Origin of the sequence: Paenibacillus sp. FSL F4-0243, from assembly GCF_037963295.1 — a bacterium.
In the GTDB taxonomy this organism is placed as follows: domain Bacteria; phylum Bacillota; class Bacilli; order Paenibacillales; family Paenibacillaceae; genus Paenibacillus_AQ.
Genome location: NZ_CP150151.1, coordinates 6410456 through 6423994 on the forward strand (window position 1 = coordinate 6410456; position 13539 = coordinate 6423994).

Here is a 13539-nt window from a genome sequence, read left to right on the forward strand (position 1 = left end):
ATCCATATTAGGACGGTGAACTTTTAAGCGAGAAATAAAAGGATAAAGTATAACGTGAAAATTGTACTTTCTTATATTTTAGAAAAGCCAAGGAGTGAAACCTTAATGAAGCACCGTTATCTGCCCATGACAGCACAGGACCGCGTAGAGATGATGGAAACCGTCGGGATTCAGTCCATAGATGAGCTGTTCTCCGATATCCCTGAAGCCGTCCGTTATCAAGGCACTATGCCGATGTCTGAACCGCTCGATGAGTACGCCCTGCTACGTCACATGAAAGGTCTCGCTGACCGAAATGCTGACTTCGATTCGCATGCCAGCTTCCTCGGCGCCGGATTATACGACCATCACATCCCCGTGGTGATCAACCATGTCATTTCCCGTTCGGAATTCTACACTGCTTATACTCCTTACCAACCAGAGATCAGCCAAGGCGAACTGCAAGCAATCTTCGAATTCCAATCCTACATTTGCGAACTAACCGGTATGAAAGTTGCCAATGCCAGTATGTATGATGGCGCAACCGCATTATCCGAAGCAGCAGTCCTCGCAGCTGGTGCCACCAAACGCAAAAAATTAATTGTCTCCCGCACCGTTCATCCTGAAGCGCGCCAAGTATTACGCACATCGGCTAATGCTTGGGGTCTTGAGGTAGTGGAGATTGACTATAGAGACGGTGTTACCGATCAGGCTAAGCTTGCTGAGGCCATTGATGGTGATACGGCTGCAGTACTGATGCAATCGCCTAACTTCTTTGGCAGCATCGAAGATCTTAGCTCCGTTGAGCCGCTGATCCATGCCGTTAAAGGATTGTTCGTCGTCAGTGCAAATCCGATCGCTCTTGGCATTCTAGAAACACCAGGTAAGCTCGGAGCCGACATCGTAGTCGGTGACGCTCAGCCACTCGGTATTCCAGCTTCCCTCGGCGGTCCAACCTGTGGCTTCTTCGCTGTAGCAGAGCATTTAATGCGCCGCATGCCAGGTCGTATCGTTGGTCAAACTGTTGACCGTAACGGTAAACGCGGCTTCGTTCTGACACTCCAAGCTCGTGAGCAGCATATTCGTCGTGAAAAAGCGACATCGAATATTTGCTCCAATCAGGCGCTGCTCGCACTCTGCGCATCCGTCTACCTGTCCGTAATGGGTAAAGAAGGGATGCGTGAAGTAGGCGAGCTGAACATTCGTAAAAGCCATTACGCCGCTAATAAACTAAGCGAACTAACAGGTGCTGAACTTGCCTTTTCCTCCCCCTTCTTTAACGAGTTTGTCTTGAAGCTTCCTGAAGGAAGCAGCGTGAGCGCTATTAATTCGAAGCTGCTGAAGGAAGGTTATCTAGGCGGTTATGATCTGGGCCGTGATTATCCTGAACTTGCTGGACATATGCTGGTAGCCGTTACGGAAAAAAGAAGCAAAAACGAAATCGACCAATTCGCTAGCGCACTGGAGGGCTGTTTATGAAACCGGAGCAAAGTCTAATTTTTGAATTAAGCCGTCCCGGCCGTTCGGCCTATTCTTTGCCACTATGCGATGTGCCGCAGGAAGAAAGCTTAGAATCTCTGATTCCATCAGGTTTACTCCGTAGCGAACCCGTCGTGCTTCCAGAAGTATCGGAAGTGGATGTCATTCGCCACTACACTTCCTTGTCACGCCGTAACTTTGGTGTAGATAACGGCTTCTATCCACTCGGTTCATGCACGATGAAATACAATCCGAAGATTAACGAAGATGTTGCCCGCATCGTAGGCCTAGCTAAGATTCACCCTTACCAGCCAGAAGAAAGCATTCAAGGTGCACTGGAATTAATGTATACCCTGCAAAATGACTTATCCGCACTAACCGGCATGGATGCTGTATCTTTACAGCCTGCCGCAGGTGCTCATGGTGAATGGACCGGCCTCATGATGATCCGCGCCTACCATGAAAGCCGCGGCGAGACCCGCACGAAGGTTATCGTGCCGGATTCCTCACACGGCACCAATCCTGCTAGTGCTTCAGCAGCAGGACTTGAAACGATTACGATCCCTTCCACAGATAAAGGGATGGTTGATCTTGAAGCACTCAAAGCAGCTGTTGGCAGTGACACAGCCGCATTGATGCTGACCAATCCAAGCACACTCGGCTTGTTTGAGACCCAAATCGTCGAAATTGCTGAGATCGTGCACGAAGCAGGCGGCTTACTCTATTACGATGGAGCCAACTCCAATGCCATTATGGGTATTACCCGCCCTGGCGACATGGGCTTTGACGTTGTGCATCTGAACTTGCATAAGACAATGAGCACCCCGCATGGCGGAGGTGGCCCTGGAGCCGGACCTGTCGGTGTAAAATCCATCTTGATTCCGTTCCTACCACAACCAACTGTGGTGAAAAACGAAGATAGCAGCTTCTCACTCGACTTCGGCGGACCTGAATCGATTGGACGCGTGAAAGCTTTTTACGGCAACTTTGGTATTCTCGTTCGTGCCTACGCCTATATCCGCACCTATGGTCCAGACGGACTGCGTGAGGTATCCGAAAATGCCGTGCTGAATGCGAACTATATGATGCACCGTCTGGCGCCGTATTTTGAAATCCCATATCCGGGCGTATGTAAACATGAATTCGTAATGTCCGGCAAAAACCTCAAGCAGTATGGTGTGCGCACCTTAGACGTTGCTAAACGATTACTCGACTTCGGCTACCATCCGCCAACCGTGTACTTCCCTCTGACTGTTGAGGAATGTATGATGATCGAGCCGACGGAAACGGAAAGTAAAGAAACGCTCGACGGCTTCATTAATACGATGATCCAGATCGTAAAAGAAGCTCAGGAGACACCGGAAATCGTAATCAACGCACCTCATACCACAGAGATTAGCCGTTTGGATGAGACCCAAGCCGCACGTAAGCCGGTATTGAATTGTTCTTGCGGTTAACAGCTAATGAGTAGTATTAAAAAAGCAGGCCACGATACCAAGTATCGTCGGCCTGCTTTTCGCACTGTCCAACTACACGAAAAGTTCTCATCCTCTAAATCATCAGGCCCTTCCCAGCATCATTAAAAATGTCTGAGAAGGGCCTGTTTCAGTTGTTTATCACTATAACTTTTTGATATTACGCACCATGCGTCGGAGTTTCTACTTTCGCCACGCCTTTGCGCTCCTTAGCCGATTTACGGAAGTAGAACAGCTCGTAAATCGCTGGAACCACAACCAGCGTAAGCAGCGTTGCCGCGGTCAAGCCACCGATGACCACAATCGCCAAGCTTTGCGAGACGATGCTGCCCATCTCGGCATGGCCGAACAGTAGTGGAGTCATGGCACAAATGGTAGCAATAGCCGTCATCAGAATCGGGCGCATCCGTGTTCCGGCCGCTTCCAGAATGGCTTCGCGAATACCCATATGCGTTTCATTCTGCTTAATACGGTCGATAAGCACAATCGCATTCGTAACGACGATTCCAATTAGCATCAGAGCCCCGAACAGGGCAGTGAAATCAGGTGTTACGCCGGATACGATCAGTCCAACAATTGCCCCAATCGCAGCCAAAGGCAAGGAGAACATGATTGCCAGCGGAGCACGAAGGGTTTTGAAGGTGAGGACCATGATCAGATACACCAACCCGATGGAGATCAGCGCTGTCATACCAAGGTCAGCGAAATCCTCTGACTGATCAACCGAGGCTCCGCCTGCAAATAGAGTCACACCCTTTGGAAGGGTAAGACTATCGGTTTGCTTTTTAATATCCGCTCCGATTTCAGACACCTTCTTCGGATCGACTTCCGCTGTAATTCTCGCATATGGCTTCCCATCTTTATGGAACAACAGTGCTGGTTCATTCCGAACCTCATAGGTTGCTAGTTGAGACAACGGCTTTGGACCTTCAGCAGTCATGAGCGTCATTGCTTTTAAATCTTGCTCCGACTTCGGCTCAGCCATAGGATCTAACACTACTCCTGCAGGTGTACCATCCAATTCGATTTGCCCCATAGGGATCGGATTCAGCATAGCTGACAATTGCATGGTAATTTCTTGTGCATTCGTCTGTGCTGGATCTACCTTAAATGTAAAGACAGGCTTGGTATCCTCCATATTGCTACTGACCTTCTGAATACCCTCCACAGTCTTCAACTTATTCGTAACTTCTGCTGCAACAGCAGTAATATCTGTAAGATTATCACCCACGATATCAATATATTCGCTAGTGGAGCTTGAACCCATCATACTCATTTGATTAGCAACAAGTGTTGCCCCAGCGTAGGAATCCTTCACATCACGGACATGATCGATGAAGCCTTGTGCATCCGCACCTTTTTTCATCACAACGGTATAGTCCACTAAGGTCTCCGAGCTGACAGACCCCCACTGGGCCGCATCTGCACTGTTCCCTGATTGCATGATCACCGTTTCCGCTTCAGGCTGTTTCATCAAATCTTGCTCTAACTGCTTTCCTTTTTCTAAAATCTCTTTGACAGGAACATCCTTCGGATAATTCAACTGAACAGAGACATAGCTGGCATCTGAAGCATCAAGCGCGCCTTTTGGCATAGTCACGTAAGCAGCGATGGAGCCAATCAGAAGGAGAAGACCTAGCGATAAAGTTATCCATTTCCGGCGCAAATTCCAATCGAGGAATCGGGTGAACCATTTAGACGGCTCGTGTTCTTTCATTGAAGTTCTTCTCAGCAGCCATGAGCTTAACAGCGGAACCACCGTCAAAGCTACAACGAGTGAAGTTAACAGTGAATACGTGACCGTTAAGGCAAACGGAAGTAGGAACGCCTGTAAACTACCACGCAGAAGACCCATCGGCAGAAATACCGCTACCGTTGCAATCGTAGATGAAGTAATCGCTCTAGCCACTTCCCCAGTTGCGCTTATAATCATTTCACGGGAGAAGGATTCTTTTTGCAGCCTACGGTAAATGTTCTCAATCACTACGATACTATCATCAACCAAGCGACCGACCGCAACAGCCACGCCACCGAGCGTAATAATATTCAGACTTATGCCGGATATATCAAGCAGATATAAGGTAACTGCTAGAGAAAGCGGGATAGAAACCGCCGTAATCAGGGTTGCCCGCAGGTTGCGTAGGAACAGTAAAATTACGATCGTCGCGAACAATGCGCCCAGCAATACTTCACGCATCATACTATTGACCGAGGTAACCACCATATCTGATGTGCTGAATACGACCGCTGCCTCTGCATTTGGAATGGTTTTGTTAATATGTGCTACGGTATCCTGTATATGATCTCCGACACTTACTGCATTCGCATTAGCTTCTTTGGTTACTATGGCGAAAAGAACATCTTTCCCATTCGAGCGGCTAACGCTCTCTTGATCTTCCTTCAATTCGATGACAGCAATATCCTGTAGCTTAACACCCGAGGATACGGGTAGCTTTTTTAGAGTATCGATACTATCAATTGTAGAAACCACATTTACGTTACCTGTCTGACCACCAATCGTCTGCTCTCCAAGGGATGCCGATACATTACGTCCCTGAAGTAACCCTAGTACTTGAGGTGTCGTAATTCCTTTCTCAGCCATTAATTTTGGATCTAGCTTCACCCGCACTTGCGGAGTTACTTTCCCATATAAGGCGACGTTGGCTACACCTTCTGCTTGTTGCATCTCTGGAATGATCGTTTCTTCCGCAAGCTTAAGGTTTTCTTTAGTCAGACCTTCGTCAAACGAAAGGGTGACCTGCGACACAGGAATCATGGAAGTATTCAGTTGAAGTACAAAAGGGGCCATCACACCTTCAGGGAACTGCAACGAATCTACAACCTTTTGCACCTCCCCAGCTGCATCCTTCATATTTGTTTTTGAGTCATAAAAAATATTCACCTGTGCGTATCCGTCTCCGGAAGTGGACAGTATTTCTTTCTTTCCCTTAACAAATGCGGCCCCAGCCTCAATCGGCTTCGTAACCTTCGTCTCCATCGCATGGGCATCCTGACCCGGACCGAGCACCGTTACAGTCACTTGCGGATTATCTGCCTCTGGCATAAATTCCATCGGTAGCGAAGTGTAGCTCAGCCCTCCCACTACAAGCGCCATTACCACTAAAAGCCCTACCGCCGCCTTGTTACCGAACGACCATTTGGTTAACCATTTCATTATCGTTTCCCCTTCCACCCCGTATATTTCTGGTACTCCTCTTATGACTGCCCCATTATGTATTATTTTCCATCCCGAGATTTAGTTTAGACATTTTTGGTCGAAGTCAAAACAGCCCTACGGCTGGTTTTATACTCAGTCTTAAGACGGGGGGCTTTCTCCTTCCGAAGGATAGGGAATTAGAGCAAACAAAAAAAGAGCACCCCAAAAGCCATGTAAAATGGCTTTTGAGACACCCTTTTGCTATGATTATTATTTTTGTTTAGCGCGCACTGGATCGCGGAACATATATTTTAAGAGTGGTGGTGTTACAAGTGTAGTTACAATGACAACAATAATTACGGAAGTAAAATACTGCTGCTGCAACAATCCGCTTTGCAGACCTGTTGCCGCGATGATCAATGCAACCTCACCCCGCGAAATCATCCCTGAACCAATAATAAGCGATGAATGGTTATTAAATCCTGTAAGACGCGCCCCCAGACCGCCACCAAACAACTTGGTCAGAATGGCAATCACCGTCAACAAGAGGACGAATCCTAGTTGACTGCCAACCCCTTCAAAGGAAACATTAAGTCCGATACTGACAAAGAAGACCGGAACAAAAATCGAATAGGCGATAGGCTCAAGCTTAGATTCCACAGTGTGCTTAAAGGAGGTTTGTGAAATAGCAATCCCAGCTGCAAAAGCACCGATGATGCCTGCCATCCCCATAATTTCAGCAAAATACGCGAACGCAAAGCAAATCATTAGCGCCGCTGCGATAACAGCCTCTGTCACCTTTAACGGAGCCATCCATTTCATAACCCGCGGCACAACGAACCAACCCACAACAAGCGCTACAGCGAAGAACAACACTTTTTTCGTAATTAAAAGACCAATGGACACTGATTCTCCTGTGCCGAAAAAGCTCATTAATACAGCGAGCAAAATAACAACCAGAATATCATCGACTACAGCGGCTCCCAGAATGGTAGAACCTTCACGTGTATTCAACTTATTCATATCCTTCAGTACCTGAACCGATATGCTGACTGAAGTTGCACTAAGAATGACACCCATAAACATAGCATTATGATAAGCAAAACCAAACATTTCTCCGATGGCGAATCCACCTAGAAAAGGTAAAATAATACCTCCGACGGCTACTGCGAAAGCTGACTTCCAGTTCTTGCGCAGTTGATCCAGATCAGTCTCAAGCCCTGCTATAAACATTAACAATAGAACACCGATCTCCGAAAAATAATGAATAAACTCTCCATTTTGAATCCAACCCAGTACCGCAGGACCCAGTATGATACCGACAATTAGCTTACCCAGTACCGACGGTTGTCCCAGTCGTACAGATAAATCACCAGCTAGCTTGGTGAATAGTATAATCAGCATAAGATATAGAACAAACTCCATGTTTCATCCACTCCCTTGTTGTATATAAGAACTGCCAACCAGGGACATCTCCAAGCCAAAAAAAGACAAAGAGGAGCCCTTGTTGACAGGCTCCTCCAAAAAACAAAAAATTATTCAATTAAACAATATTAAATATATTATAACCGTAATATAAAAGACTGTAAACAAGATACGCCGATATTTTACCTTATGCAAATTTTAGTTAATAAAGAATCAGCTTCACTATTTTAGATAGAACACTTCACGTAAAGGCAACATTGGCACCTCATCATTGAAATCAAATGACCCTTCAACCATCTTTGAAGTAATGGCATTCCATCGGTTGCAGGCGTCACTTTTAGCAATGTAATCGAAAGCCGCTTCCGTATCCTCACATTCAAAGCAATAAAAAAATTGATTACCTTTCTGAAAGATGGAGTAGTTAGAAATACCAGCTTTACTGTGCTCCTCCAAAACTTCTGGCCAAGGATTTAAATGCATCGCTACATACTCTTCCAGACATTCTTCCTTCACCCGCCATGTCCAAGCCAATTTATTGCTGCTCATCTGTTCATCCTCCTAGAAATGTCCTCTATTGTACATAATAAGAATCAAATACATTTGATACCTATTATTGTACCTGAAGGTAACAGCCCAAGCTATGAATATCTAGCCTTATGCTTTCTAAGCATTAATTCCCGCTTCACTTGGGCGGAGAATGGCAGAACCAATCGCCAGTAGCACAGCAGCCATAAGACCTAAGATGGCAAAGGGTAACCACAACTCATTCCAGCCCCCACCGGTTGCAGCGATGTCGACCGCTTGGATGGCCCATTTTTGCGGAACAAAGTTAGCCGCCTTCTGCATATAGTCCGGCATAATGGATAAAGGCCAAAAGCAGCCGCCAAGCATACAAGTCGGTGTGATAATAAGGGAATTCAGCATACCAGCATTATTAGGATTACGAATTAATCCTGCCACTGTACTCGCGATCCCCATAGACACCAGCATAAATGCCGCAAGAACAAGGAAATATAGATAGATTGGAACTTCATAATCATAGTGCAGCACCCAGCGACCTAAGGCGAGCACTACGACGATCTGAATCAGTCCGACCATGAAGCTACCCAGAAAATTACCAATAGCAATCTCGTAAGAACGAACCGGAGCACTGAACATTCGCATCATCGTCCGGCCTTTCCGATCATCCATAATCAGAGACACAGAGCTCGTGACCAGGCTCATGAGAAACATTAGTGTTAAGCCCGTAACGACTCCCAGTCCCTCCCGAGGATATAAATTATAATCAGTTCGAATGCTGCCAATACTGTGCTGTTCCGCTCTTTGCATAACCGTAGTAAATTGTGCGTCAACGTCCTTAGATCCGTTATTAACTGCCCCTATGATCGCGGCCGTACTCCTCATTTCATCAGCAATTGTGCTCGCTTTTAATTTAATCATAACGGAAGTTTCATTCGTCTTCAGCTCATACACACTAATTTGTGGCTCTTCTCCAGCAAGTAGTGCCGAAGTGAAGCCTGCTGGAATTAGAATCCCCGCTTCTCCATTCTGATCGACTACGCCTTCTCTTAAAGCAGTCTCGTCAGTCTTTTCTACAAATTTATATTCTCCGGAATTCTTTAGTTCAGTGAGCAAATGCTTACCTGCTGCCCCGTTATCCATATTCGAATACAGCACAACAGCTGGGTTCTCTCCCATCGTTCCAGTAACGGAAACAATACCTGCAAGTACAATACAAGGAAGCAGAATATAGATGAGCACCCCCTTCCTAGTACCAATGGTTCGTTTCACCATGTTCCAGGCAATCGTTAAGATTTTATCCATGATAACCCACCTTCCGGTACGAAATAGCCGCTGCACTGAACAACACTAGGCAGATCAGCGATAACACTCCCAAATTCGGCATAATTTGCGATACATCGGCATGTAACATCATTTTCAGAATAGCCTGCATTGCCCAATGATTAATCGTAAACGCCCCTATAGAGTTCACCCACGATTCTGGAAGTGGTGCCATTCCCCCGCTAATGAAGGTCATGCTTACAGTGAGTACCGTAACCACACTTCTTGCGCTTGCTCCAGTCTTGCTGAACATAGAAATAACGATAGATAAGGTCATCGAAGCCACAATCATCAGCAAGCAAAATAGGAGTAACAAGCCCGGGCGATTTCCCCAATTCACACCGAACAGCACATTCGTCAGAATAATAATCGCTGCGCACTGTACTATACTTACAACACCCACACCAAGCATTTTGCCAATAAACAGTTCTGAGCCTTTGACTGGCATTGAATTTATCCGGAAAAGGGTATGATTTTCTTTTTCATTAAAAAGAGAAGTACATACCGTCAAGCCGCTATACAGCAAAAACATCAGCATCATGGATACCGCATAGAACTGGGAAGAAGTATATGAATATCCTCCCTCGCTCAGTTCTCCAAGCTTTACGGAAGGCTCATTACTGGTGGAACTAGGTGCCATAACGTTCAAAGCTTCTGGACCCAGTGTCATCGCCACAGACTGTTTATAATTAAGATTCCTCAGAAAATTATCGAAGACCGTCCCTGCCACCCTGTTATCTGTACTTTTTTGGCCCAGTATAAATTCCAGCTGTGCGGCTTCACCGCTCTGTACCTTACTATCAAAGCCTGGAGGAACAACAACCGCATAACCATATTTTCCTGTTCGCAGACCGCTTTCTGCCGCCTCTCGACTACCCACCATAACCGGAGTAATGATATCCTTAAGCTCTGTTGACTTCAAAAAGCTATCCATCATCGCCGAGCTCTCATAGCCCTCACCAGAAAGATTAACAACAGCCACTCGCACAACATCAATAGTAGTGGAGCCTTTGTCACCAACGACACCGGAGAGCGAAGCACCTAAGAGAAAGATCAATAACAGGGGCAGCAAAAACATATTTAATATCATAGAACGTGAGCTAAATAGTCTTCGCAGCTCATAGATCATAATCGTCCAAGTATTCATCAGAATAATCCCCCCTTTAATCTCTTAAGGTCCTTCCGGTCAAGTTTAGAAACAACGTCTCCAGATCAGGTTCTTCAATATTTAGCGAGCCGATAATCCCCTTATGCTTGGCAAAAATAAAAAGGATGTCCTGTAGCTCCCCTTGTGAAGAAGGCAGATATAGCTCGACTACTTCATCCTTTGCTTCTACGCGTCTAATTCTAGGGTGAAGCGTCAGCTCCTGAACAAGCTCCGATGTGATATTAGCAGCTTTAATGACGATTTTTTCTTCCTTGGCAACGCGTTCTCGCAGTTCTTTTTCCGTGCCGCAAGCAATGATATGCCCTTTATCCATAATGGCTACTCGATCGCAAATGGCCGCAACCTCCTCCATATAGTGACTGGTATAAATAATCGTTGAACCGAGTCGATTGAGCTCCTTAACCGATTCAAGAATATGATTACGAGATTGCGGATCAATCCCCACCGTAGGTTCATCCATAATAATCAGCTTGGGACGATGCATAATAGCACAGGCAATATTCAGACGTCTTTTCATCCCTCCGGAAAAGGTTGAGGGTTTCTCTTTTGCACGATCGCTAAGGCCTGTGAACGCAAGAGCCTCATCTACCCGTTCCTTCAAGAGCTTGCCACGCAAACCATACAATCTTCCGAAAAAGGTAACGTTATCCGCCGCTGTCATCGTGTCGTATAAGGCTAATTCCTGTGGAACCAAACCAATTCTTTTCTTCACCTCAAGTGATTTCGAGGACACGGGCAGACCGTCGATAACAATGTCTCCCCCGTCAATCTTAAGCAAGCCGCAGATCATACTGATCGTTGTACTTTTACCCGCTCCGTTCGGGCCTAGCAAGCCAAAGATTTCTCCTTCTTCTATCGTCATGTTCACATGATCTACTGTTAATTTACCTTCATATCGTTTCACCACATCGGTCAATACGGCGATTGCCATCTTTTCATCGCTCCTGTCTTTGCGCTTCTATATTTACAATTTTAGCTTAAAGGGATTGACCACGGAGGTACGAAAAGTCATCTTTTGAAGGTGACTTAAGTCATCTCCTGAAGAAGTAGGCGAATATGCTAAGATTAGAAGAAACTCTATAAAGGATGTCTTAGGTGTGACTAGAGAACTGACCCTATTGCGATACCTACTCATCATAATTCCTGCTTGTATTAGCATTTACATCTACCCATATGCCGACTATGGAATCTTCACGCTGCATATTCTGATGCTTCTATTCCTTGTGGTCATGGTGCCAAAGCTACCCCGTTCCTTTCATGCCTTAATAAGCATTGTGGAAATACTGTTCACTGCCTGGTTATGTTACCAGTACGGCAGCATAATGATTTTCCCGGCCATTTCAGCATTACTTTATTATTCTAGACTTCAGCCCCAAGCAGTACCTCTCGTGTTTACGGTTGTGCATCTGATTACCTTGAACATAGCGCTCTGGGATTCTCCAAAGCTTATAATCACATTCATCAATATTACTTTTCTGCTCATCGCCTATCTCAACGAATTGTTACAGAGGGCGGGTCGGGGCCGTGAGAACACCCTCAATCTTTACGATGAGCTGCGAAAAAAGCATTTCGAGCTGGATGAAGCCCGCAACCGACTGCTGGAGTTTAACGCCCAAATAGAAGATGCAGCCCAGTCCAAAGAACGGGTTCGCATCTCCCGCCAGCTCCATGATGATATCGGCCACCGCCTCATCCGCATTAAAATGATGATGGAAGCCGCGCTACTCACCTTACCCACCTCCCCTGAAAGCGGAATGCAGATGATGGAGCTCATTCGAGATCAATTGTCAGCCAGCATGGACGATATGCGCTCTGCAGTGAAGCGTATCAACTATACGCCACAATTAGAGGGAGCTTATGCGTTAGACCGTCTGCTAGAAGAGATCGGCCGCGATACGGGAATTGAGACCTCATACCAAGTGCATGGGATACCTTACCCGCTATATCCTAGTATTCAGGTGATCTTGTATAAGAACGCCCGAGAAGCCATAACCAATGCCCTACGTCACGGAAATGCAACTGCGATTTCGATTAAAGTCGACTTTAGTGATACTGGAGTTACGATGGAGGTCAGCAACAACGGGACGCTTCCCGAAGGCAATAAACTAACCAAACTGCCGGAAAGTGGAGGGGTCGGGATGAAAGGAATGTTCGAACGAACACATCTGATCGGCGGAACCTTGGAATGGCGGCAGGAGCCTCAATTCACCATTGTTACGCGGTTGCCCATTTATAAGCAGGGAGAGATTGTATAGGCAACGTAGGACTTGAAGCAAAAAAGAAATCTATATTATGAAGAAGGAGCCACGCTAATGATTAAGGTGATGATTGTAGATGACGATCCTTTTATTCGTCAAAGTCTGCAAGTACTGATAGGGATGGACCCCGATATTGAAGTGATCGGAGCTGCCAGTGACGGAAATGAGGCCTTGAATTTGCTCCAAGCGGGAAATATGGCGGATGTGATTCTGATGGATATTCGGATGACAGGCTGCGGTGGTGTTGAAGGGACAGAAAAAATTAAGCAGGCTTTTCCTCAGGTTTCGATACTGATGCTAACTACCTTCGATGACGATGAGTATATCATTGAGGCGCTGCGGAACGGAGCCAGTGGATATTTGCTCAAAAACATACCGCCTGACCGTATCATACAAGGTGTCAAAACAGTTAATGAAGGCAACATGCTAATCCACCCTGATATCGCGCGTAAACTAACCACCTTTCTACAGCCCGCGGCCCGTCCTGAATCTCCACAGGTACAGCCACTGGAATCTTTCGGACTGACCAAAATGGAATTGGCCGTTGTCGCTTCTATCGCTGAGGGGCATACCAACAAAGAAATCGCCGGACAGCTATTTCTTAGCGAGGGTACGGTCAAAAATTACATAACGGATATTCTAAGTAAATTAGAGCTGCGAGATCGTACGCAAATCGCTATTTTCTATTTGAAGGGTGGACGGGGATAACTTCCTGTTTCACTAAAAAAGCCCGGACTCCATTTCCAGAGTCCGGGC

10 protein-coding genes are annotated in these 13539 nt (G+C 46.2%); 4 read left to right on the forward strand and 6 right to left on the reverse strand.

The features are described 5' to 3' along the window. Positions 1 to 105 precede the first annotated feature (105 nt). Together gcvPA and gcvPB are read left to right on the forward strand one after the other, a co-directional pair. Entirely contained in the window at positions 106 to 1458 is a 1353-nt protein-coding gene (gcvPA, locus tag NSS87_RS28490) for an aminomethyl-transferring glycine dehydrogenase subunit GcvPA (protein ID WP_339243695.1), read from the forward strand. Next, positions 1455 to 2915, forward strand: coding sequence for an aminomethyl-transferring glycine dehydrogenase subunit GcvPB (gene gcvPB / locus NSS87_RS28495; protein WP_076286983.1), 1461 nt, complete (start codon positions 1455 to 1457; stop codon positions 2913 to 2915). Before gcvPA ends, gcvPB begins: the two co-directional genes overlap by 4 nt. Positions 2916 to 3093: 178 nt before the next feature. Here gcvPB and NSS87_RS28500 read toward each other — a convergent pair whose 3' ends face one another. The 6 genes from NSS87_RS28500 to NSS87_RS28525 form a co-directional block, all read right to left on the reverse strand. Then, positions 3094 to 6108: an efflux RND transporter permease subunit gene (locus tag NSS87_RS28500; protein ID WP_339243697.1), complete on the reverse strand. Its 3015-nt coding sequence runs from the start codon at positions 6106 to 6108 to the stop codon at positions 3094 to 3096. A gap of 252 nt (positions 6109 to 6360) precedes the next feature. Next, positions 6361 to 7515, reverse strand: coding sequence for a cation:proton antiporter (locus NSS87_RS28505; RefSeq protein ID WP_042192295.1), 1155 nt, complete (start codon positions 7513 to 7515; stop codon positions 6361 to 6363). Positions 7516 to 7737: 222 nt separating this feature from the next. Further along, complete coding sequence (locus NSS87_RS28510) at positions 7738 to 8061, reverse strand: L-rhamnose mutarotase (protein WP_339243698.1); 324 nt, start codon at positions 8059 to 8061, stop codon at positions 7738 to 7740. Positions 8062 to 8178: 117 nt separating this feature from the next. Continuing rightward, entirely contained in the window at positions 8179 to 9339 is a 1161-nt protein-coding gene (locus NSS87_RS28515) for an ABC transporter permease (protein ID WP_076285708.1), read from the reverse strand. Further along, positions 9332 to 10504, reverse strand: coding sequence for an ABC transporter permease (locus NSS87_RS28520; protein WP_339243701.1), 1173 nt, complete (start codon positions 10502 to 10504; stop codon positions 9332 to 9334). Before NSS87_RS28520 ends, NSS87_RS28515 begins: the two co-directional genes overlap by 8 nt. A gap of 16 nt (positions 10505 to 10520) precedes the next feature. Further along, on the reverse strand, positions 10521 to 11456 hold the full coding sequence (locus tag NSS87_RS28525; protein WP_339243702.1) for an ABC transporter ATP-binding protein: 936 nt from the start codon (positions 11454 to 11456) through the stop codon (positions 10521 to 10523). Between the two features lie 166 nt (positions 11457 to 11622). Between NSS87_RS28525 and NSS87_RS28530 the strand changes: the two genes are divergently transcribed. Further along, on the forward strand, positions 11623 to 12780 hold the full coding sequence (locus tag NSS87_RS28530; RefSeq protein ID WP_042192307.1) for a sensor histidine kinase: 1158 nt from the start codon (positions 11623 to 11625) through the stop codon (positions 12778 to 12780). 57 nt (positions 12781 to 12837) lie between these two features. Then, positions 12838 to 13491: a response regulator transcription factor gene (locus NSS87_RS28535; RefSeq protein WP_339243704.1), complete on the forward strand. Its 654-nt coding sequence runs from the start codon at positions 12838 to 12840 to the stop codon at positions 13489 to 13491. Positions 13492 to 13539 lie beyond the last annotated feature (48 nt).